Source organism: Dickeya oryzae, assembly GCF_020406815.2.
Taxonomy (GTDB): Bacteria; Pseudomonadota; Gammaproteobacteria; order Enterobacterales; family Enterobacteriaceae; genus Dickeya; species Dickeya oryzae.
Genome location: NZ_CP162670.1, coordinates 3,395,353 through 3,417,831, shown reverse-complemented (window position 1 = coordinate 3,417,831; position 22,479 = coordinate 3,395,353). Strand labels below are relative to the sequence as shown.

Below are 22,479 nucleotides of genomic sequence, written 5' to 3'. Positions count from 1 at the left end.
ATATACCGTTAATAAAAACATATACCATTAACAAGGACATATACCGCTAACGGTTACGCCTGACTGCTCTGTGTGATCAGTCTGCGTGCGCGGTATGAATCATATAATTGACGTCGACATTCGCGCCAAGCCGGAAACGGTCTAGTAACGGGTTATAGTGCAACCCGGTCATGTGACGTTCCTGTAGCGGCGTCTGGTCTACCCAGGTCAGCAGTTCTGCCGGACGGATGAATTTTTTGATGTCATGTGTGCCGCGCGGCACCATGTTGGTCAGGTATTCGGCGCCGACAATCAGCATCAGCCAGGCTTTGGCGTTGCGGTTGATGGTAGAAAAAAAGACGTGACCGCCGGGTTTCACCAGTCTGGCGCAAGCCAGCACCACGGATCGTGGGTCCGGCACATGTTCGAGCATCTCCATACAGGTGACGACGTCATAAGCACCGGTATGGGCGTCGGCGTGCGCTTCCACCGTTTCTTGCACGTAACTGACCTCAATGCCGCTTTCCAGCGCGTGCAGCCGGGCGACCTGCAAGGGGTCTGCCCCCATATCCAGGCCGGTCACACGGGCACCTTCTCGTGCCATGCTTTCGGCCAGAATACCGCCGCCACAGCCCACATCCAGTACCTGTTTGCCGAAAATGCCGTCGGCACGTTCGATGATGTAGTTCAGGCGCAGCGGGTTAATACGGTGCAGCGGTTTAAATTCCCCTTCCAGATCCCACCAGCGCGAGGCGACAGCCTCAAATTTGGCGATTTCATCAAGGTCAACATTCGGTGTTGTGGCCGAGGATTTCAGAACATCGGCTTCTGCGGGGTTCGTGGTGTCTGTATTCATGGTGCGTGATCACCTTTCATCAATATTGACTGGGGCCGAGTATAACGAGCGAAAGGCGCGGGGTGTAGTCGCTCGCACAGGTTTGATAACTCGCGGCGTCTTGTGATGAGGGTAACACCGCGGCAATGAAATGCGTTGCATCTGGTAAAGAAGCGCCAGCAAACCGGCGCGAAGTTTCCCCTGAAACCCCGGTTTATGATATCATTTTCCACCTTTTAAAATCGGGTAGATGTGAATAGAGGGATAGCGGCTCCATGAGCGACCTAGCCAGAGAAATTACACCGGTCAACATCGAGGAAGAGCTGAAAAGTTCATATCTGGATTACGCCATGTCCGTCATCGTCGGGCGTGCGTTACCGGACGTTCGCGATGGTCTTAAGCCGGTACACCGCCGCGTGCTGTACGCGATGAGTGTGCTGGGTAACGACTGGAACAAGCCTTATAAAAAATCGGCCCGTGTGGTCGGGGACGTTATCGGTAAATATCACCCACATGGTGATAGCGCGGTTTACGACACCATTGTGCGTATGGCCCAGCCGTTCTCGTTACGCTACATGCTGGTAGACGGGCAGGGTAACTTCGGTTCCATCGACGGCGACTCCGCCGCGGCGATGCGTTATACCGAAGTGCGCATGTCGAAGATTGCCCACGAACTGCTTTCCGATCTGGACAAAGAAACCGTGGATTTTGTGCCCAACTATGACGGCACAGAACAGATCCCGGACGTGATGCCCACTCGTATCCCCAACCTGCTGGTTAACGGCTCTTCCGGGATTGCGGTGGGGATGGCGACCAACATTCCGCCCCATAACCTGTCTGAAGTGATTAACGGCTGCCTGGCCTATATCGATGATGAGAACATTAGCGTTGAAGGGCTGATGGCTCACATCCCAGGGCCGGACTTCCCGACTGCCGCTATCATCAACGGCAAACGCGGTATTGAAGAAGCCTACCGTACTGGCCGTGGCAAGGTGTATATCCGCGCGCGCGCCGAAGTCGAAGCGGATGCCAAGACCGGTCGCGAAACCATCATCGTGCATGAAATCCCTTATCAGGTGAACAAAGCACGTTTGATTGAAAAGATAGCCGAACTGGTAAAAGACAAGCGCATCGACGGTATCAGCGCGTTGCGTGATGAGTCCGACAAGGACGGCATGCGTATCGTCATTGAGATCAAACGTGATGCCGTGGGCGAGGTGGTGCTCAACCACCTGTATTCCCAGACCCAGATGCAGGTGTCGTTCGGCATCAACATGGTGGCGTTGCATCAGGGACAGCCGAAGCTGATGACCCTGAAGGACATTCTGGCGGCGTTTGTTCGTCACCGCCGTGAAGTGGTGACGCGCCGTACCATTTTCGAGCTGCGCAAAGCGCGTGAACGCGCCCACATCCTGGAAGGTCTGGCGATTGCGCTGGTTAATATCGACCCCATTATCGAACTGATTCGTCATGCCTCGACCCCGGCTGATGCAAAAACTGCGTTGGTGGCTCAGGCGTGGGAACTGGGCAGCGTGGCCGCGATGCTGGAACGTGCCGGTGATGACGCCGCGCGTCCGGAATGGCTGGAGCCGGAATTCGGTATCCATGACGGCAAATATCACCTGACCGAACAGCAGGCTCAGGCGATTCTGGATCTGCGTTTGCAGAAACTGACCGGTCTGGAACATGAAAAACTGCTGGATGAATACAAAGAGCTGCTGACGCAAATAGCCGAGTTGCTGTTTATCCTGCGTAGCCCTGAGCGCCTGATGGAAGTTATCCGTGAGGAGTTGGTGGCGATTCGCGAGCAGTATAATGATGCGCGCCGCACCGAGATCACCCACAACAGCGCTGACATCAACATTGAAGACCTGATCTCCCAAGAGAACGTGGTGGTGACCTTGTCGCATCAGGGTTACGTCAAGTATCAGCCGTTGACGGATTATGAAGCCCAGCGTCGTGGTGGTAAGGGTAAATCTGCCGCTCGCATCAAAGAAGAGGACTTTATTGACCGTCTGTTGGTGGCGAATACTCACGATACTATCCTGTGTTTCTCCAGCCGTGGTCGCCTCTATTGGCTGAAGGTCTATCAGTTGCCGGAAGCCAGCCGCGGTGCGCGTGGTCGTCCGATTATTAACCTGTTGCCGTTGGAACAGGATGAACGTATTACCGCCATTCTGCCGGTACGTGAGTACGAAGAAGGGATGAATGTGTTCATGGCGACGGCCAGCGGTACGGTCAAGAAGACCGCACTGACTGAGTTCAGTCGTCCGCGTAGCGCGGGTATTATCGCGGTCAATCTGAATGACGGTGATGAGCTGATTGGCGTCGATCTGACCGACGGCAGCAACGAAGTGATGTTGTTCTCCGCCGAAGGCAAGGTGGTACGTTTCTCTGAGTCCGCAGTGCGCACGATGGGACGTACCGCGACCGGGGTGCGAGGCATCAATCTGCAGGATGACGATCGCGTCGTGTCGCTGATTGTTCCACGCGGTGAAGGCGATATTCTGACCGTGACGCAGAACGGCTTCGGTAAGCGTACCGCCGTGACCGAGTACCCGGTGAAATCGCGCGCTACTAAGGGCGTTATTTCCATCAAGGTCAGCGAGCGTAACGGTAAAGTGGTCGGTGCGGTGCAGGTTGATACCGCCGATCAGATCATGATGATCACCGATGCTGGTACGCTGGTGCGCACCCGCGTATCCGAGGTCAGCATTGTTGGCCGTAATACTCAGGGGGTCACCTTGATCCGTACCGCTGAGGAAGAACGCGTGGTCGGTCTGCAGCGTGTGGCTGAGCCGGTGGAAGACGATGAACTCGATAGCGTAGTGCCGGTTGACGGTGAACTACCGCAAGAGGATATCGACGAGCCGGACAGCGATGATGATATCCCCGCAGACGATGAGTAATGCTTTGTCGTGCAGGTAAATAGTCCTGCAGGTAAATTGTCCTGCCGGTAACCCCGCAAGAGCCAGCGCCTGATGCGCTGGCTTTTTTTATGCAGGATCGGTACTGTATCGGCTGGTTCTGACCGTGTTTTCCCGTGCTGACAACCTCTACGGTATCCCTTTGAAAGTTATCGCTTCTTTTCAGACTACCCTCAAAGTCTCCCGGTATATGTTCCGGGTGCTGGCGACCACGCTGTGGATTCTTGGCGCACTGATTTCAGTTTTTTACGTGAACAAAGAACTGAATCAACGGGAATCGCACCTGCGCCAGATTTTCTCACTCAATTTTGAACAGTCGCTGGGGTATATCCGCCATACCACGGATGTGGCACGTGAATTGCGGTATATCGCCGCCAACCGCTTTAGTACCCCGACGTTATCCCGTGAGCGTCTGTCAGCGGCCAAAAAGACGCCGTTTTCTCTTTACCCGTTATCACCCACGTTTAACTGCGCCGAGCAGTATGCAAAGAATCCCGCTCAGTTGCAGTCACTGAGCGGTTTCTTTGATCAATGGCATGATGACTTTTCGTCGGTTTATGACCTTAACCGTATCTTTTTTGTTGATGGCAGCCAGCAATGTCTCGTTGATTTTAGTATCCGCAATCAATCGCTGGATAGCGATAGCCTGTTGAAAAGTGTGCAGGAGCGGTTACAGAACCAGAAGTCCAACCTGACCGGTAATCGCCGCGAAGAGAGCCTGTTTTGGGTGACGCCAGGGCCGACGCCGGAAGTGGGGTATCTGTACGCGCTGACGCCAGTGTATGTCGATAATCATCTGGTCACCATGATGGGGATCGAGCAGACCATCAGGCTGGATGATTTCATGCTCAATGGCGACCTGCCGTTTAGCGTCAGATTGTTAGACCAGAATGACCGCGTCTTATTGCAACTGACCAATAACCAGTCTGGCAGTAATATTCCTGGCCACTATCCCGACTCGAACAATTACTTTGGCTATAGCGAAGGGTATAGCGCACTGTTGATGAAAAAGGCGTTACCGCCGACATCAATGGCGGTGGTGTATTCACTGCCGTTGGAAGTGTTGCTGATGTCGCTCAATACGCTGATGATCAATATTGCGTTGTTGAACCTGATCTCGGCTATTTGCTTGTTTTTATTGACGCGTCTTTTTGAACGTAAGATCTTTTTGCCAGCAGAGCGTAACGCGTCCCAACTGGAAGAAAATGAGCAATTTAACCGTAAAATCGTGGCCTCGGCACCCGTCGGGATTTGTATTTTAAGGATTAGCGACGGCACCAATATCCTCAGTAATGAGCTGGCGCACAATTATCTCAGTCTCCTGACGTATGAGGACCGGGTACGCATTATTCGTATCATTTGCGAGCAGCAGTCCAAATCGCTGGATGTGGTGACCGGGCGCAATCACCATTTGCAAATCAGTTTCGTACACTCACGCTATCGCAACGAGAATGTGGCCATTTGTGTCTTGCTTGACGTCAGCGCCCGGGTGCGAATGGAAGAGTCATTGCAGGAGATGGCGAATGCCGCCGAGCAGGCCAGCCAGTCCAAATCCATGTTTTTGGCGACAGTCAGCCATGAACTACGCACGCCGTTGTATGGGATTATCGGTAACCTGGACTTGCTGCAGACTAAATCGCTGCCCTCGGATGCCAACCGGCTGGTGGAGGCAATGCAAAACTCTTCATCGCTACTGCTGAAGATCATCAGCGATATCCTTGATTTCTCAAAGATTGAATCGGAACAGTTGAAGATTGAGCCCAGCGAGTTTGCACCGCGTGAGATGATCAATCACATCGTGAGTAACTATCTGCCGCTGGTGGTGAAAAAGCGCCTTGAATTGTATTGCTATATCGCCCCTGACGTTCCGTTACGATTAATGGGGGATGCGGTGCGGCTACAACAGGTGTTGAGTAATCTGCTCAGTAATGCCATCAAGTTCACCGATACCGGTTGTATCGTGTTTCAGGTGGTGTGCAGCGATGAAGGGTATCTGGTGTTTAAAGTACGGGATACCGGGATGGGAATCGATACCCGTGCGGTGATGAAGTTGTTTGACCCGTTCTTCCAGGCTGGAACCGGTGTGCAGCGCCATTTTCAGGGAACCGGGTTGGGGCTGGCGATTTGTGAAAAACTGGTCAGCCTGATGGATGGCGACATTACGATTGAATCCGAACCGGGGCTGGGCAGCGAATTCGGCATTCGTATTCCGCTTTACCGTGCGAGCTATCCGCAGACCGTCGAATTACCGGATGTGCAGGGAAAAACCTGCTGGCTACAGATTCGTAATGCGTTGATGGAGCGCTATCTGCTGGAGTTACTCCAGTCCTGCGCTCTGGACGTTCAGCGCTACGAAGAGGGGCTCACGGTAAACCACGATGACATCATGATAGTAGACAATCCACCAGCGGTTGAATCGAATGCGCACGCCTGTGTCGAAATCAGTGGAACGCATGCTGGCTCTGCTCAGGAGATCCGGTCTGGGTACTGGCTCTACAGTACCGCCGTATTACATGAACTGCCGACGCTGTTGCAGCGTATTTATCGGGGCGAAGAAGCGCTGTCGACGGCAACGACTTCCCTGTCGACGGTCAGTTACAGTCGTACTGAAAATGGCGATATTCGCCTGCTGGTGGTGGATGATCATCCGATTAACCGTCGTTTGCTGGCTGACCAGCTCGGTTCGCTCGGGTATCAGGTGATTACGGCCAATGACGGGTTGGATGCGTTGGATGTGCTGGCGAAAAACCCGGTAGACATCGTTCTTACTGATGTCAACATGCCGAATATGGACGGCTACCGTTTCACCCAGCGGTTGCGTGAAATGGGGCAGACACTGCCGGTGATTGGTGTAACGGCTAACGCGTTAGCCGAAGAGCGGCAACGCTGTCTGCAGGCCGGGATGGATAATTGCCTGTCTAAACCGGTGACGCTGGATACATTGCAACAGTCACTGTCGTATTACAGTAATCTGGTCAGGCAGGGGAATACGGTATAACTGTCACGCGGTCTTTGACGATCCCGTCACAAAGTCACAAGGAAAGAAGGGGTCGGCAAACAAGCCTGTTTGCCGACAAGATGATTACTCTTTGTCAGACGGCGATACGCCGACGGAGGAGAGGTAGTTTAACAACGCAATATCGTTGTCCACGCCCAGTTTGGTCATGGCCGATTTCTTCTGGCTGCTGATAGTCTTAATGCTGCGGTTGAGCTTTCTGGCGATTTCAGTCACCAGGAAGCCTTCGGCAAACAGACGCAACACTTCACTTTCTTTCGGCGACAGGCGTTTATCGCCATAGCCGCTGGCGCTGATTTTTTCCAGCACCTTGCTGACGCTTTCCGGCGTGAATTTTTTGCCTTTCTGTAACGCGGCCAGTGCCTTGGGCAGGTCAGTCGGTGCCCCTTGCTTCAACACTATCCCTTCAATGTCTAATTCCAAAACGGCACTGAGAATAGCCGGGTTGTTGTTCATGGTCAGTACGATGATGGACAGATGAGGAAAGTGGCGCTTGATATATTTAATTAAGGTAATGCCATCACCGTACTTATCGCCAGGCATGGATAAATCGGTGATCAGGACGCTTGCGTCCAGTTTGGGAAGATTATTAATCAGGGCTGTCGAGTCTTCGAATTCACCCACGACGTTAATCCATTCGATTTGCTCCAGCGATTTTTTAATGCCGAACAAAACAATAGGATGGTCGTCTGCGATAATTACGTTTAGATTGCTCATTGTTTTTTACTCGTATTGTTGGCCACCAGGCTGCAACAGTGCTGTGACAAAACTGTTTATCTGCTGAAGATGGTCTTCTATCTGCGCACGATCCTGGGTGGTAATAAGCTTTTCCAGCGCTTCACATAACTGCTTGCCGGGATGAAGATTCAACATGGCAAAGACACCCTTCAGGCGGTGTGCGGTTTGCGCGAGTGACAAAAAATCGCCATTTTGGGCTTCAGTATATAGTCTCTTTATGTCCTCCGGTACTGTATCAACAAACAAGGAATAGTAGTCACTGTTGTGTAACTGACGGACATAGAAGCCGATATCATCCTGTTCTTCAGACAGGCCATCATCGTTGCCTGTCTCCAGTTGCTGTTCGATCAGTTTCAGCAGACCATCCTGCAGCAGTTGGCTGACGTTGTAGTTGGTACGCAGACGGCGGTGTCCCAGCGGTATCAACTGCGTATCGTCACTGGTGACCAGTAACGTATCGCTGTTCACCCGGTTGGGGTCATCGGTAATCGTGATATCTGCATCCTGATTCACCAGCCGCTCGTCATAAACCACGACATCTGCGCCCCAATTGCCTGCCATACGGCTCACAATGGTACGCACTTCGTCCGAGGTGATATTCAGAAGCAGTGTGATATCGTCCAATAATTTCTCATCTTCCTGCGCAGGCAATGGTTCCGGCTGCATTTTCAATGTCAGTACATACTGGGTGCCAAGCCCTGGCCGACTATTGATTTGCAGTTGACCGCCCAGTTTGTTGCACAGTTGATTGCATAAAAATAGGGTTAATCCGGAATTGTGGCGGAAGCGATCAGAAAGTGGGGTTGTGGCGAACGGATGCACCAGATTATCTCGCTCCATGCCGGAGATATCCGTGCCGGTGTCGCTGATTCGGATCAGCAACTGATCAGCCGCATGGGTTGACAGCTCGCACGATAGGGTAATTTTGCCGTAATCGGTATTGGTGATGGAGTAATCCAACAATAACGACAGGGTTTTCTTCAGCAATTCGCTGTCGCCCAGATAGGTCTGGCGTGGATCCAGTTTGTAGTGATTGAACAGCTTCAGACCTTTTTGCTGGATACGCGGCAGCAGTTCCAGAATCAAATCGTCGAATAACGTCAGCGGTGAAAACGAACCATGCACCATGTGCCATTCTGCGGTTTCCAGCCGTGCCTGCAGGGCGATGTTTTCCATCAGGCGGATAGCACTGCTGGTTTCGGCTATCAGTGTCTGGAGCGCTTTCTGCTGTTCCGACGGCGTGTCGATGTGACGTAATGCCAGCGCCAATTGGTGTACGGCGGACAACGGTTGTCGGAACTCCTGACTCAGGTTGCGGAACAGGCGTTTTCGAACCGACACATTCTTGTCGAACTCCCGCTGTGCCAACTGCAGCTTTTTGGTAATCAGTATTTCCTGATCCTGTTCGCGTAACAGGAACAGGCACAGTGAAGGCGTGTGCTGGCTGTGAAAAACGCGGACTTCGTACATTTCATTATCCACGGTAGCCTGGATGACCCCCTGATGTTCTTCTGCCAGCGTGGATATTTTCTTCAGGCTAAGGTGAGGATACAGCCTTTCGGCCAGTGCGTTTGCCACCATCACTTTATTGTTGCTGAAATCGTAAAACAGTACGCCTATCGGGATACGGCTGACAATTTCACTGTACATCCGCTGCTGTTCTTGCAGGTGATGTGACAGGTCATCTTTGGGGCGGGCATAGTAGCGTCGTAACGCATAAAACCACGCCAGTGAGATAAACAGTAACGCCAGATTGATCGCAATCAGCCAGATATTATTGCGTAGCATATCCGCCACCAGTCGGCTCAACGGAATGGCATACACCAGCTTAATCGGCGCGTTCATTAACTGGGCGGAGATTTCCAGCAGAGAACCCTGGCGACGAATGTCGGTAGGAATGTCGGTATCAGCGCTGGCGTCGGCGTTGACCGGTGGTGTCTGCTGGCGAAGGATGAAGCTGTCTTGAGATAGCGCGTGCGGAATTAAATCATTGATTGATAAATCAAATGCAATGACAGTCGCCAGATGTCCGGGCTGATTGAAGGTAGTACGCAGCGTAAAATAGTAATCGTTGTAAAAACGCAGCTTACGCAAAGGGGAAAAGCTTTCACGTTCATCCAGCGTATTCGCCTGCTGTAGCATCTCGGCTTTGCGTGACTCCACCATTGATGACAAATAACTACCACGGAATTGTGACGAGATATCTTTCAGCGGCTGGGTGGATATCATCGTCAGGCTATTGTCCTGCCCGTTGAGGTAGTACATCGAGTAGATATTCGTCTTCGCGCCCCATAATACATCCAGATATTGCGACATCCGTTGCATGGTGCCGAGGGTGCTCTTGTCATAGGGGCCGAATACCAATGCGTCGGTTTTATGACCACTTTTCTCGACATAAAACACGTTCGGCATCAGCGTAATCAGATTGACGTTAGGAGGAGTCGGCGCGCTGGCGTCATTGATGAGGTTTTTGTAAATCTGGTCGGTAAAAAAGCGATAGGCGTCAATACGCTTTTGCATGCCTTCCGCAATGTCTGTCAGGGTAGATTTTTTCTCCGTCATCCAGCTAGTAACATAGTTATAGCTATAGGTGCCGGTCATCAGCAGCAACAACAGGATAAACAGCAGAAAAAAACGCACGATAACCGCAGGCATGACATCAGGCTCCTGATGAACAGACAAAAAGAGAAGGGCTGACGCTATCTGTCAGTCGTGGCAGGACGAGGCCTGGTGCTGGCAGCTTCTGCGCTGCGAATGCTTTTCTGGCGATAAAACGACCGGTAATAAAACTGGCTGCCGGTATGGCGATGCGTGCCGCGTTATCACCCAATCGCGGCAACTGAGTACGCGCGAAAGCACCTAAAAGGGAACCTAACATTGTATCCATTGCTAAATAACTATCGTCGCTGAACCTGACAGAAGGGTATTTTTACCACAATTGTGGCGTTTTATCGAAAGGGGAAGTGTTACGACCACAGAGAGAGTATGGCGACGGATGTGTCGCTCAGCAGAAAATATGCCACGAATTCTACACTGCATGTATATACCCTTCATACTTCAAGTTGCAGGTGCGTTGGCTGCCCTCACTCACCCCAGTCACTTACTTGTGTAAGCTCCTGGGGATTCGCTCGATTGCCGCCTTCCCGCAACTCGAATTATTTTGGGTACAGATAAAAAATGCCGGGAAAAACCCGGCAAGGAGAAGGTAATTTATGATAAAACGGAGTGGAATTTGATGATAGCAACGAAATTCTAGAGCCGTCAGTAATAAGAAATTTGTCACTTAATGCTAACTGCACCGGATTGTTTTTCATTTTGTGCGGTAGTGATTTATACCATACGTTTTTAAGCGATAAGGCGCTTAGTGCTGCTTGCGGTATTCACGCGAGCCGCTACAGGTAAAATAAATACTCCCCATTTTTATATGCCAGACGAACGATCAGCGCTTTTATCGATTGATTTATCGCAGGAATAAATAGAAAAAAGGCATATACCCCAAATAATTCGAGTTGCAGGAAGGCGGCAAGTGAGTGAATCCCGATGAGCTTACTCAGGTAAGTGATTCGGGTGAATGAACGCAGCCAACACACCTGCAACTTGAAGTATGACGGGTATAAACAGTCAGGATGAAGAAAAACACAATAATCCCTTTTTTTATAAGGGTAATAGAGGTATTTCATTTTGTGGCAATTTGCGTTATTGACGCAGAATTATTGAGAAAACATTTTAGGCGATTGTGTGGCTAATATGTCGGTAGGCAAACGGAAATCGCAGGCAGGCTGGTTATACAATACGTTTAGGCAGCTTATAGATACGTCCTTCACATCGGATGTGTTTAGCGCATCTTGCCAGACCGTGAGCTCAATGCAGAAATAATGGGTGAATATGCGGGTTATTACGGGGTAGATATCAAGCTAATGACTTTTTTTTTGTGGGGATAGGCCCGTATAATTCCCTACTTTCAGTTAGGCTATGGGGTGAATGTGCTGCAATTCTCCGACCTGCTGCGCCAGATGCATCAGGCACTCAACGAACCCTTGCCGGAGCAGGCAGGTTTTCATGCGATTACGCTGACCATGTCATTGCAGGACAGTTCGCAATTGCTGGCGTGGCTGGCCTCGCAACCTATTTATCCGCAGTTTTACTGGCAGCACCGGCAGGATGATGAAGAAGCGGCGGTGTGTGGTCAGGTGCGTGTGTTTGAGGATATCGCGCACGCCGAGGCATTTCTGCAACGTGATGATGTGGATGACAGCGTGCGCTTGTGGGGGTTGAACGCCTTTGAACAGCGCCCATCAGGAGCCAACACGTCTTCATTTCTGTTCCTGCCGCGTATCGCCTTATTACGGCAAGGACGGCGTCTTCGTTTGCGGGTGAATTTATTCAGCGATCTATCGCTGCGCGCCGAGGCTCGTGACGCACAAGACTTTCTGCGTCAGCTACAAGCTCATCACCCCTTGCCGCAACTGCATTCCCGCATCGAAGCCACCCAGCATTGTCCGGATCGCCAGCAGTGGATTGCGTTATTGCATCAGGCTCTGGCGGATATCGCTGCTGGTAAAATGGAAAAAGTCGTGCCTGCACGAGCGACGGTTTTATCGCTTGATAAGCCTTTGCGGGCAACAACATTAATGGCGGCCAGTCGTGCCGTTAATCACCACTGCTACCATTTTATGCTGGCATTTGCACCGCATCAGGCCTTTCTTGGATCCAGCCCTGAGCGTCTCTATCGCCGACGGCATACCCGTCTGGAAACCGAGGCGCTGGCTGGAACGGTAGCCAGCCACCAGAACGATGAAAAAGCCGCCGAATTGGCAGACTGGCTGATGAACGATGTCAAAAACCAGTGTGAAAATATGTTGGTGGTGGACGATATCTGCCAGCGGTTGCATCAGGTCGCATTGACACTGGATGTGATGCCGCCAGAGATTGTGCGTTTACGCAAGGTGCAACATTTACGGCGGACAATTCAGGCGACGCTGCGCAGTAGCAGGGATAGCGAGTGTTTGTATTTACTGCAACCGACCGCCGCTGTGGCTGGGTTACCGCGTGCTGTAGCACGAACGTTTCTGGCTCAACATGAGCCGTTTCAGCGAGGCTGGTATGCCGGTTCGGCAGGGTATTTGTCGCGCCAGCAGTCTGAATTCAGCGTGGCGTTGCGTTCGGCCAGTGTGGCTGAGAGTCAACTGACGCTGTACGCTGGCGCGGGAATCGTGGCGGGATCTGATCCTGAGCAAGAATGGCAGGAGCTGGAGAATAAGGCTGCCGGGTTAAAATCGTTGCTGGATGAGGCTATTTCATAGCGCGATTTATTGCCTGTTACTGGCTTATATCAAAGTTGGCCGGATGAAAAAAAATATAATTATTGCCACAACCCGCAACCGGAGTTGTTGAGTCGATCATGTCCACACATATTTTTAACCGTCGCTGGGCAACGGTGGTTTTCGAGGCGCTGAGTCATCAAGGCGTGCGCCATGTCTGTATTGCGCCCGGATCACGTTCTACCCCTTTAACGCTGGCGGCGGCCTCGCATCCGGCGCTGGTATGCCATACCCATTTTGACGAGCGTGGTCTTGGTCATCTGGCTCTGGGGCTGGCTAAGGCCTCAGGTGAAGCAGTAGCGGTGGTGGTGACGTCCGGTACGGCGGCCGCCAATCTTTATCCTGCGATCATTGAAGCGGGATTGACCGGCGAACGGCTGGTTATACTGACGGCGGATCGTCCACCGGAGCTTATCGATTGCGGCGCGAATCAGGCGATTCGGCAACCCGGTATGTTTGCTTCGCACCCGACGGTGACGCTGGAATTGCCGCGTCCTACCCCAGACATTCCCGCTCGCTGGCTGGTGTCTGCGCTCGATAATGCGTTGGGGGAGTTGCGCCACGGTGCATTGCATATTAACTGTCCCTTCGCTGAGCCGTTATACGGTGATGACGATCCGGCCGCGTTTCAGGACTGGTTACGGGCGCTGGGCGACTGGTGGCATCAGCCCCAGCCGTGGTTGCAGCGTGAGCAGGCATTGCCGATGGCATCGATGCAGCCAGACTGGCCGCAATGGCGACAACGGCGTGGCGTCGTGCTGGTTGGGCGTGTGCCGCCACAGGCTGGCGTGCAGATAGCCGATTGGGCGCGTCAGCTCGGCTGGCCGCTTATCGGTGATGTCTTATCGCAGACGGGCCAACCGCTGGCCTGCGCCGATGTGTGGCTAAAACACCCGCAAGCGGATGCGCTACGTCAGGCTGAGATTGTGGTGCAGTTTGGCGCCAGCCTGACCGGTAAACGGCTGTTGCAGTGGCAGGCGACGATAGCGCCTGAACAGTACTGGTTGGTCGATGCACTGCCGGGTCGGCTCGACCCTGCCCACCATCGTGGGCGTCGTCTGGTTGCCGATATTTCCGGCTGGCTGGCCGCGCATCCGGTGGCAGTGCAGCCTGCCTGGGCTCCTGATGTGGAGTCTTGCGCGGCACGGGTCGCTCGCCAGGTTGCCGTCCGTTTATCCAGTGGTTTCGGTGAGGCGCAACTGGCCCATCGCGTAACGGAACTGCTGCCGCCAGAAGGGCAATTTTTTGTCGGTAACAGCCTGACGGTCAGACTGGTGGATGCGTTTGCTCGTTTACCTGCTGGGTATCCGGTGTACGCCAACCGTGGTGCCAGCGGTATTGATGGACTGCTGTCGACGCTGGCTGGCGTACAGCGTGCTAACGCCCGGTCGATGCTGGCGATTGTCGGTGACTTGTCGGCGCTGTATGACCTTAATGGGCTGGCATTATTGCGCCAGCCACCTGCGCCACTGGTGCTGGTGGTGGTAAACAATAATGGCGGGCAGATTTTCTCGTTATTGCCGACCCCAGAAGCTCAACGCGAAACCTTCTATTGCATGCCACAGCAGGTGGATTTCCGCCATGCGGCGGCGCTGTTCGGGCTACGTTATGCCAGAGCGCAGCAATGGTCAGACGTACAGGACGCTGTCAGCAATGGGTGGCGGTTGGGTGGCACGACACTGCTTGAAGTGGTAGTAGAACCCAAAGCGGGAGCTGAAACATTGCAACAACTGCTGGCCGAGGTGTCGGCGTGGTAATGCATTGCCGTCGTCTGGGGCAGCCAGAGCCGGGAAAACCCTGGCTGGTGGTGCTGCACGGACTGCTCGGCAGCGGCGAGGACTGGCAACCGGTGCTGCCGTATTTAACCGACTGGCCGTTGCTGCTGGTGGATTTGCCGGGGCACGGTGAGTCCCGGTTGCTAAAGGCGATAGATTTCGCCGATGTCAGTCGGCAGTTGACCACGTTGTTGGCGCAACAGGGTGTTGCCGGGTATTGGTTGTTAGGGTATTCGCTGGGCGGTCGTATCGCCATGTACCACGCCTGTCAGGGGTCTGCGGATGGGTTGCAGGGGCTGTTGGTGGAAGGCGGGCATCCGGGACTGGCATTGCCAGACGAACGTGAGGCACGACAGCAGCATGATGCCAACTGGGCGCGGCGTTTTCGCGCTGAACCGCTCGATAGCGTGCTGGCGGACTGGTATCAACAGCCGGTTTTCGCCCGGTTATCACCGGTGCAGCGTGCAACGTTGATAGCACTGCGCAGCAACAACCACGGGCCTGCCGTCGCCGATATGCTGGAGGCGACATCCTTATCTCGTCAGCCTTGTCTGGTTGACGCATTGCATCAGTTACAGGTTCCATTCGGTTACCTCTGTGGTAGCCAGGACACAAAATTTCAGGCGCTGGCTACGCAGCATCGTCTACCGCTGCTGAGTGTGGAGGGTGCCGGGCACAACGCTCATCATGCGAACCCGTCAGGTTATGCCGAACGGGTTCGCCAGTTTATTTCGTATCCCGAAAGGAAGATCCACTATGCTTTATCCCAGTGAAGAACTGCTTTACGCCCCGGTAACATGGCACGATTGCAGCGGGGATTTTGTCGATATTCTCTATCACAAGTCGACCGACGGCATCGCCAAAATCACCATCAATCGTCCCCAGGTGCGCAATGCGTTTCGCCCGCAAACAGTAAAAGAGATGATTCAGGCGCTGGACAATGCCCGTCATGACGATGGTATTGGCGTCATCGTCCTGACAGGTGCCGGTGAGAAAGCCTTCTGTTCCGGCGGCGATCAGAAAGTCCGTGGCGATTACGGCGGTTACCAGGATGACAGCGGTGTTCACCACCTCAATGTGCTGGATTTTCAGCGCCAGATCCGTACCTGTCCGAAGCCGGTCGTGGCGATGGTGGCCGGGTATTCCATTGGTGGCGGTCATGTGCTGCACATGATGTGTGATCTGACCATTGCGGCGGATAATGCCATTTTTGGTCAGACCGGGCCGCGTGTCGGTTCTTTTGACGGCGGTTGGGGCGCGTCCTACATGGCGCGTATCGTGGGGCAGAAAAAAGCCCGTGAAATCTGGTTCCTGTGCCGTCAGTATGATGCTCAGCAGGCGCTGGATATGGGGCTGGTTAACACCGTGGTGCCACTGGCTGAACTGGAACGTGAAACCGTGCGTTGGTGCCGTGAGATGTTGCAGAACAGCCCGATGGCGCTGCGTTGCCTGAAAGCGGCGCTGAACGCAGACTGCGACGGGCAGGCGGGCTTGCAGGAACTGGCGGGCAACGCCACGATGCTGTTCTACATGACGGATGAAGGGCAGGAAGGCCGTAATGCCTTCAATGAAAAACGTCAGCCTGATTTCAGCAAATTCAAACGGAATCCCTGATGCGTGAGGCTACCCTCTATCGTTACAGCGTGCCGATGGACGCCGGGGTGGTGTTGCGTAACCAGCGTCTGAAAACCCGTGATGGGCTGCTGCTTCGCTTGCGTGATGGCGAGCGGGAAGGGTGGGGTGAGATAGCGCCGCTACCGCAGTTCAGCGTGGAAACGCTTGAAGAGGCATTCAACACGGCGCAGGTGCCGTTACAACATTGGCTGGCCGGGCAAACACCGGATGAATGTGGGATGCCGTCGGTGGATTTCGGCGTCAGTTGCGCGCTGGCAGAACTGACCGGGGCGCTACCCAACGCGGCGGATTACCGTAAGGCACCGCTGTGTAGTGGCGATCCGGATGAACTGTTTGCCATGTTGCAGCATCTGCCCGAGCCGCTGGCAAAGGTGAAAGTCGGGCTATATGAGGCGGTACGCGATGGCATGATCGTTAATCTGTTGCTGGAAGCCTTGCCTGATTTGCGGTTGCGTCTGGATGCGAACCGTAGCTGGACACGGCAGAAGGCTGACGGCTTTGCTCGCTATGTCACACCGGCTTATCGTGCCCGCATCGCTTTTCTGGAAGAACCGTGTAAAACGCGTGACGAGTCGCGCGATTTCGCCAGGGACACCGGTATTGCTATCGCCTGGGATGAAAGCGTGCGTGAGCCGGGGTTTCAGGTGGAAGCAGAGCCGGGGGTGGCAGCGATTATCATCAAACCGTCACTGACCGGCAGTCTGAGTCGTTGTCGACAACTGGCTACTCAAGCGCAGCAAGCGGGGTTGACGGCGGTTATCAGCTCCAGCATTGAGTCCAGTCTGGGGTTGACGCAACTGGCACGGGTGGCGCATTGGCTGACGCCGGGAGTGCTGCCGGGGCTGGATACGTTGGACCTGATGCAGGCGCAGATTGTCCGCGCCTGGCCTGATAGTACGTTGCCGCTGATGACGGTAGACCGTCTGGAGCAGGTATGGCAGGCCTGAGCGACTGGCCCTGGCGAAGCTGGGCGGTATCGCAGCCGATGGCCCCGGCGCTGATAGACGACAGCGGGATCTGGACCTGGCAGCAGGTAGCAACACATCTGAATCAACTGGCGATCGGTTTTGTGCGTCAGGGGGTAAAGCCGGGGATGGGGGTCGCACTGCGCGGTAAAAACAGCACCACGATGCTGTTTTGTTATCTGGCGTTGTTACAGTGCGGCGCACGTCTGCTGCCGCTGAATCCCCAACTGCCGGATACGCTGCTGGATGCGTTGTTGCCGTCACTGAATATCGAGTATGGATTGTGTACCGGCGAACACGGCTGGCCGCAAGGCATCATGCCGTTACATGTGCCGTCACCCCTATCATCGCCAGAGATGCCGCCGCCCTTGCCATGGGCGGCGCAACGACTGGCAACCATGACGCTGACCTCCGGCTCCAGCGGCATGCCGAAAGCGGCGGTGCACACCTGTGAAGCCCATCTGGCCAGCGCGGAAGGTGTGCTGGCGTTGATGGCGTTCAGTGCTGGCGATCGCTGGCTGCTGTCGCTGCCGCTGTTTCATGTGTCTGGACAGGGGATCGTCTGGCGCTGGCTGGCCGCCGGTGCGTCACTGGTCGTGAAACCAGACCTGCCGCTGGATGTCGCGTTGCGCGTGTGCACCCATGCCTCGCTGGTGCCTACCCAGCTCTGGCGTTTGTTGTCGCAGAATCGTTCACCGGTAAGCCTGCGGGCGGTATTGCTGGGTGGTTCGATGATCCCGGCAGCGCTGATGCAACAGGCCGAAGCGCGGGGGATCCGTTGCTGGTGTGGCTACGGCTTGACCGAACTGGCATCGACAGTCTGTGCCAAGCGGGCCGACGGTCATGACGGTGTCGGGTTGCCACTGGCAGGGCGTGAGATCATGCTGGAGGGGGAGGAGATCTTGCTGCGTGGCCGTTGTCTGGCGTTGGGGTACTGGCGCGAAGGGCGGGTTAATCCTCTTACTGACGCGAAAGGTTGGTTTCATACCCGTGATCGTGGGCAGTGGGATGGCCACGAGTGGCGAATTCTGGGACGGCTGGATAACCAGTTTTTCAGCGGTGGTGAAGGCATTCAACCTGAAGATGTGGAAGCTGTGCTGATGCAACACCCGGATGTGACCTACGCGTGCGTGGTGCCCGTGGATGACCCCGAGTTCGGTCAGCGTCCGGTGGCGGTGGTGGAGGTAGCGAACCATCTGCCGTTGTCGCAATTAGTCGCGTGGTGGCAATCCCGACTGGCAGGATTCCAGCGTCCGATAGCCTGTTATCTTTTACCGGACGAATTGAAGAACGGCGGGATAAAAATCTCCCGTCAACAGGTGAAAACCTGGGTGGAACAGCAACCGCGTAGCCTGGTATAACCACCTGATTCCCCGCCCAATCGTATTACACTTGCGGTTATTTACGCTTTTGGCCGCAGAATATTTGGGTAAAATGCCTGTTAACATCACAGTGCTATGCGCGTTTAACCTAATCATATTAAGGATTATAGATATGAAAAAGTGGGGTATTGCTTTGGCGGGAGGTTTGCTGCTGGCGACAGTTTCCGCTCATGCCATCAGTCTTTCTGGGGAAGCTGGACGAAATTATACCGGTGCCAGCGCAGGTTTCGGTCTGGGTATGCCAGGTTTGTCTGGTAACGTCGGCTGGGGTCATAATGACAAACACAGCAATGACGTTTATAGCGCTGGTGTGGATTATACCTTCGCGTTGAGTAATGCGTCGCTTAAAGTCGGTGCCAAAGGGCTTTATCTGAACCAGAATCGTTTTAAAGACGGTTATGGCGTTGCGCTGGGTGGCGGATTGCAGGTACCGATGACCAGCTCCATTTCCCTGTACGGTGAAGGGTATTACTCGCCGGACGCGTTCTCCAGCCACGTTGATCACTATGTAGAAGCCCGTGGTGGTGTGCGTTGGCAGCCGTTCCGTCCGTTATCGCTGGATGTCGGTTATCGCTATATCAATATGGCGTCTGGCGAATCCAGCAACGATAACCGTGTCGCGGATACCGCTTACGTTGGCGTGGGGCTGAATTTCTAATTCCATTGTCAGTGTGTATACACTGTCGATATGTATAAATAGTCGATGTGTATCAACGGTCGATATGTAAAAACCCAAGGCGTGCTGAGTCACGCCTTTTGTCTTTTTATCCGGTGACACTTTTTATCCAGTGACACGGTTTGCCCGCTAACGCGTTTATCAGGCAAAACGCACCATTGTGTTTATAGCGACTAATTTCTAAAGTGGTGTGAAACCATCATAAGGAGTGCCGTGGATGCTTAGGGTTGAGATGTTATGTACCGGCGATGAAGTCCTGCACGGGCAGATTGTGGATACCAACGCCGCCTGGCTGGCGGATTACCTGTTTTCACAAGGTGTGCCGATGACCAGTCGTATGACGGTGGGCGATAAGCTCGAAGAACTGGTCGCCGCGTTAACCGAGCGCAGCCAGATAGCCGACGTACTGATAGTGAATGGTGGGTTGGGCCCAACCAGTGATGACCTCAGTGCGCTGGCGGCCGCTACTGCCGCCGGAGAAACGCTGGTTGAGCATCCTGAATGGCTCGTCCGGATGGAGGCTTTTTTCACTGAGCGCGGCCGTGTCATGGCTGATAGCAACCGCAAACAGGCCCAACTGCCTGCCAGTGCGGAACTGGTGGATAACCCGGTCGGTACCGCTTGTGGGTTTGCCATGCAACTGAACCGGTGCCTGATGTTTTTCACCCCTGGGGTGCCTTCTGAATTTAAAGTGATGGTGGAGCAGCAGATTCTGCCGCGTCTTCGCCAGCGTTTTACGGTGGCTGAACCGCCACTGTGCCTGCGGCTGACCACATTTGGGCGCTCCGAAAGCGACCTGGCCAGCCAGCTTGACAGCTTGCCGTTACCGCCGGATGTCGTGCTGGGGTATCGCTCCTCAATGCCGATAATCGAGCTGAAACTCACCGGCCCCGCAGCCCGGCGTCAGGAGATGGAAACCGTGTGGCAAACGGTGCGTGATGTCGCGGGCGACAATATGATTTTCGAGGGCACGGAGGGGTTACCTGCGCAATTGGCCCGACGCCTTCGTGAGCGTGGGCTGCGTCTGGCGGTGGCGGAAGACTTCACCGCTGGTTTGCTCAACTGGCAGCTGCGCGAGGCGGAAGTCCCGCTATCCGGCGGTGAGTTACGGTTGGAGAAGAGCGCATTAACACTGGATGATGCTGCCGGAGAGACGCTAACGCTGGCAGCGCGTCATCAGGCGCAATTAGCGTTATACGTGGGGCGTTCTGAGGAGGATGGGGTGCTGACGCTGGCGTTGCATACCCCTGACGCGACATTTGCCCAGACCATTCAGGTGAATGCACGACGCTATAGCCGCAAAACCCATCAGGATGTGGTGGCGATGCTGGCGATGAATATGCTGCGCCGCTGGCTTAACGGTTGGCCGGTGTATGGTGGTCATGGTTGGATAAGCGTGCTGGCGACGCGCTAATCTGCCACCAGGGAAAACGAAGGCGGGGGCCGTGGCCCCCGTCGTTAGCGTCAGGAATTCGCGAAGGATCAGTACAATAAGGATCAGTACAACATGGATCAGTACAACAAAGAGTACAACTGACGGCGGTATCGGGCAGCCAGCGCATCGCCGGTACCCAGTGCTGCCATGATATCCATCAGTGTCTTGCGGGCGCTGCCATCAGCCGCCGCCAGATCTTTTTTCAGCAAGCCTATCAGCAGTTCCAGCGCTTCTTCGTTACGCCCGACCTGATGCAGTTGCAGACTCAGCTGTACCGCCAGTTCCTGATTATCCGGCGACGCGGTCAGTCGCTGTTGGAGTTGCTGAATCTCTGGCGTATCCGCCGCTTGTTTCATCAATTCGATTTGCGCGATCAGCCCATGATAGCGGGTGTCCTGATCCTGCAGTGGAATGGTATCCAGTACCGCTTGCGCATCTTCGGATCGATTGAGTTGGAGCTGCACTTCCGCCAGCAACAGTGCAATGTCGCTGCGCCTGGTGTCCAACTGCCAGGCGTCTTTCAACAGGACCACCGCTTCTTTTAACTGGTTTTCCTGAATCAACTGCTGCGCCTGCGCCAGTTTGAGGTCTTCGGCTTTCGGCAAGACACGTTGCAGCAAGTCACGGATGACGTCTTCCGGCTGCGGCCCTTGAAAACCGTCTACGGGCTGACCGTCCTTGAACAGATACACCGTTGGAATAGCGCGCAGACCGAACTGCGCCGCCACACGTTGCTCAGCATCGCAGTCTACTTTTGCCAGAATAAACTGACCGGCATACTCCGCCGCCAGTTTGTCCAGCACAGGGCCCAGTTGCTGGCAGTGAGTACTGCGATCAGACCAGAAGTAAAACAGCACCGGGGCGCTCATGGATTGTTCCAGCACCTGATGCAAATTGGTCTCGTTGATATCAATCACGTTGGCGTGTTGTTCAAACATGTCATTCTCTCTCAGCCTTTTTAGCCATTATGGGGTCGATGTCCGACACTTCAACCCCGAATCAGGATTTTGTCCGCAGCAGATGATCAAGCACGCAGCCCGGTAGTACGCGGCGTAGTACAGTAATGCCGTGGGCAAGCAACGTGACCGGATAGCGTAGTTTCGGGCGCGGACTTTCCAGTGCGTGAATCAACTTTGGCAGCACGGCTTGCGGCGGCAGCGTGAAACGGCTGGCGATACCGGGGTTGGTGACCGGTTTATCCTGTTGTGTCTGCGCCACATTATCGGTGAATCGGGTACTGATGGGGCCGGGTTCGATCAACGATACATGTATACCACTGCCGTGTAGTTCCATACGCAATGCGTCGGACCAGGCTTCCAGCGCATATTTACTGGCCGCGTAAGCGCCTCGCCCTGGGGTGGAGATGAGTCCCATGACCGAACTGGTCTGGATAATTCGTCCTTCGCCGTGCGGCAACATGGCGGGCAGCAACAGTTGGGTTAACTGGTGGGTGCCAAACAGATTACTGGAAAACTGCTGTTCCAGTTGCTGACGGGAGATGGTGTTAAGCGGTCCGTACAGCCCGTAACCGGCGTTGTTGAACAAGCCGTAGAGCTGGTTGCCGGTCAGGGCAATCACGATATCCGCCGCTTGCCTGACACTGGCACTGTTGTCGAGATCCAGATCGATCCCTTCAAAGCCCAGCGAATTCATGCGCGCCACATCCTGATGACGGCGGCAGGCCGCCAGTACGCGATAGCCGCGTTGTTGCAAACATTGAGCGGCAATCAGGCCAATGCCGCTGGAGCAACCGGTAATCAAAACCGCTTTTTGCATAACTTTACCTAACGAAAAC

General features: G+C 54.3%; 16 protein-coding genes. 10 read left to right on the top strand and 6 right to left on the bottom strand.

What is annotated here, in order from left to right; genetic code table 11:
* Positions 1-76 precede the first annotated feature (76 nt).
* Positions 77-835, bottom strand: coding sequence for a bifunctional 2-polyprenyl-6-hydroxyphenol methylase/3-demethylubiquinol 3-O-methyltransferase UbiG (gene ubiG / locus LF929_RS14885; protein WP_226092613.1), 759 nt, complete (start codon positions 833-835; stop codon positions 77-79).
* Between the two features lie 254 nt (positions 836-1,089).
* Here ubiG and gyrA point away from each other — a divergent pair, with 254 nt between their 5' ends.
* Together gyrA and rcsC are read left to right on the top strand one after the other, a co-directional pair.
* Positions 1,090-3,723: a DNA topoisomerase (ATP-hydrolyzing) subunit A gene (gene gyrA, locus LF929_RS14880; protein ID WP_038903708.1), complete on the top strand. Its 2,634-nt coding sequence runs from the start codon at positions 1,090-1,092 to the stop codon at positions 3,721-3,723.
* A gap of 124 nt (positions 3,724-3,847) precedes the next feature.
* On the top strand, positions 3,848-6,739 hold the full coding sequence (gene rcsC / locus LF929_RS14875) for a two-component system sensor histidine kinase RcsC (RefSeq protein WP_226092612.1): 2,892 nt from the start codon (positions 3,848-3,850) through the stop codon (positions 6,737-6,739).
* Positions 6,740-6,823: 84 nt separating this feature from the next.
* Here the strand turns inward: rcsC and rcsB are convergent, their stop codons facing one another.
* Genes rcsB through LF929_RS14860 form a run of 3 tightly spaced genes read right to left on the bottom strand, consistent with a single transcriptional unit; the run spans position 6,824 to position 10,373 of the window.
* Positions 6,824-7,474: a response regulator transcription factor RcsB gene (gene rcsB / locus LF929_RS14870; RefSeq protein WP_038903709.1), complete on the bottom strand. Its 651-nt coding sequence runs from the start codon at positions 7,472-7,474 to the stop codon at positions 6,824-6,826.
* Positions 7,475-7,480: 6 nt separating this feature from the next.
* The gene (rcsD, locus tag LF929_RS14865) at positions 7,481-10,150 is read right to left on the bottom strand and encodes a phosphotransferase RcsD (RefSeq protein ID WP_226092611.1); all 2,670 of its coding nucleotides are present in this window, start codon (positions 10,148-10,150) and stop codon (positions 7,481-7,483) included.
* A gap of 4 nt (positions 10,151-10,154) precedes the next feature.
* On the bottom strand, positions 10,155-10,373 hold the full coding sequence (locus LF929_RS14860; protein ID WP_152494847.1) for a hypothetical protein: 219 nt from the start codon (positions 10,371-10,373) through the stop codon (positions 10,155-10,157).
* Between the two features lie 1,099 nt (positions 10,374-11,472).
* On the opposite strand from LF929_RS14860, the gene menF reads away from it, so the two are divergent.
* From menF to LF929_RS14820, 8 genes are all read left to right on the top strand, one after another.
* Positions 11,473-12,798 (top strand): isochorismate synthase MenF, encoded by a 1,326-nt coding sequence (menF, locus tag LF929_RS14855; RefSeq protein WP_226092610.1) that lies wholly within the window; start codon positions 11,473-11,475, stop codon positions 12,796-12,798.
* Positions 12,799-12,896: 98 nt separating this feature from the next.
* Positions 12,897-14,573, top strand: coding sequence for a 2-succinyl-5-enolpyruvyl-6-hydroxy-3-cyclohexene-1-carboxylic-acid synthase (menD, locus tag LF929_RS14850; RefSeq protein ID WP_226092609.1), 1,677 nt, complete (start codon positions 12,897-12,899; stop codon positions 14,571-14,573).
* A complete protein-coding gene (menH, locus tag LF929_RS14845) occupies positions 14,573-15,364 on the top strand; it encodes a 2-succinyl-6-hydroxy-2,4-cyclohexadiene-1-carboxylate synthase (protein ID WP_226092608.1) in 792 nt (263 codons plus the stop codon). The genes menD and menH overlap by 1 nt, the downstream gene beginning before the upstream one ends.
* Positions 15,348-16,205: a 1,4-dihydroxy-2-naphthoyl-CoA synthase gene (gene menB, locus LF929_RS14840; protein ID WP_012883812.1), complete on the top strand. Its 858-nt coding sequence runs from the start codon at positions 15,348-15,350 to the stop codon at positions 16,203-16,205. Before menH ends, menB begins: the two co-directional genes overlap by 17 nt.
* Complete coding sequence (menC, locus tag LF929_RS14835) at positions 16,205-17,173, top strand: o-succinylbenzoate synthase (protein WP_038903714.1); 969 nt, start codon at positions 16,205-16,207, stop codon at positions 17,171-17,173. The genes menB and menC overlap by 1 nt, the downstream gene beginning before the upstream one ends.
* On the top strand, positions 17,161-18,552 hold the full coding sequence (gene menE / locus LF929_RS14830; RefSeq protein WP_226092607.1) for an o-succinylbenzoate--CoA ligase: 1,392 nt from the start codon (positions 17,161-17,163) through the stop codon (positions 18,550-18,552). The genes menC and menE overlap by 13 nt, the downstream gene beginning before the upstream one ends.
* A gap of 133 nt (positions 18,553-18,685) precedes the next feature.
* Complete coding sequence (locus LF929_RS14825) at positions 18,686-19,231, top strand: YfaZ family outer membrane protein (protein WP_038903716.1); 546 nt, start codon at positions 18,686-18,688, stop codon at positions 19,229-19,231.
* A gap of 235 nt (positions 19,232-19,466) precedes the next feature.
* Entirely contained in the window at positions 19,467-20,663 is a 1,197-nt protein-coding gene (locus LF929_RS14820) for a nicotinamide mononucleotide deamidase-related protein YfaY (RefSeq protein ID WP_038903717.1), read from the top strand.
* Between the two features lie 98 nt (positions 20,664-20,761).
* Here the strand turns inward: LF929_RS14820 and LF929_RS14815 are convergent, their stop codons facing one another.
* Both LF929_RS14815 and LF929_RS14810 read right to left on the bottom strand, forming a co-directional pair.
* On the bottom strand, positions 20,762-21,622 hold the full coding sequence (locus LF929_RS14815; protein WP_210174720.1) for a co-chaperone YbbN: 861 nt from the start codon (positions 21,620-21,622) through the stop codon (positions 20,762-20,764).
* Positions 21,623-21,683: 61 nt separating this feature from the next.
* Positions 21,684-22,460 (bottom strand): SDR family oxidoreductase, encoded by a 777-nt coding sequence (locus LF929_RS14810; protein ID WP_012883818.1) that lies wholly within the window; start codon positions 22,458-22,460, stop codon positions 21,684-21,686.
* Between the last annotated feature and the right edge of the window lie 19 nt (positions 22,461-22,479).

Bases quoted from the DNA above. Each gene is read 5' to 3' on its own strand.
- ubiG (WP_226092613.1), bottom strand. From the start codon at position 835: ATGAATACAGACACCACGAACCCCGCAGAAGCCGATGTTCTGAAATCC.
- gyrA (WP_038903708.1), top strand. From the start codon at position 1,090: ATGAGCGACCTAGCCAGAGAAATTACACCGGTCAACATCGAGGAAGAG.
- rcsB (WP_038903709.1), bottom strand. From the start codon at position 7,474: ATGAGCAATCTAAACGTAATTATCGCAGACGACCATCCTATTGTTTTG.
- rcsD (WP_226092611.1), bottom strand. From the start codon at position 10,150: ATGCCTGCGGTTATCGTGCGTTTTTTTCTGCTGTTTATCCTGTTGTTG.
- LF929_RS14860 (WP_152494847.1), bottom strand. From the start codon at position 10,373: ATGTTAGGTTCCCTTTTAGGTGCTTTCGCGCGTACTCAGTTGCCGCGA.
- menD (WP_226092609.1), top strand. From the start codon at position 12,897: ATGTCCACACATATTTTTAACCGTCGCTGGGCAACGGTGGTTTTCGAG.
- menH (WP_226092608.1), top strand. From the start codon at position 14,573: ATGCATTGCCGTCGTCTGGGGCAGCCAGAGCCGGGAAAACCCTGGCTG.
- menB (WP_012883812.1), top strand. From the start codon at position 15,348: ATGCTTTATCCCAGTGAAGAACTGCTTTACGCCCCGGTAACATGGCAC.
- menC (WP_038903714.1), top strand. From the start codon at position 16,205: ATGCGTGAGGCTACCCTCTATCGTTACAGCGTGCCGATGGACGCCGGG.
- menE (WP_226092607.1), top strand. From the start codon at position 17,161: ATGGCAGGCCTGAGCGACTGGCCCTGGCGAAGCTGGGCGGTATCGCAG.
- LF929_RS14825 (WP_038903716.1), top strand. From the start codon at position 18,686: ATGAAAAAGTGGGGTATTGCTTTGGCGGGAGGTTTGCTGCTGGCGACA.
- LF929_RS14820 (WP_038903717.1), top strand. From the start codon at position 19,467: ATGCTTAGGGTTGAGATGTTATGTACCGGCGATGAAGTCCTGCACGGG.
- LF929_RS14815 (WP_210174720.1), bottom strand. From the start codon at position 21,622: ATGTTTGAACAACACGCCAACGTGATTGATATCAACGAGACCAATTTG.
- LF929_RS14810 (WP_012883818.1), bottom strand. From the start codon at position 22,460: ATGCAAAAAGCGGTTTTGATTACCGGTTGCTCCAGCGGCATTGGCCTG.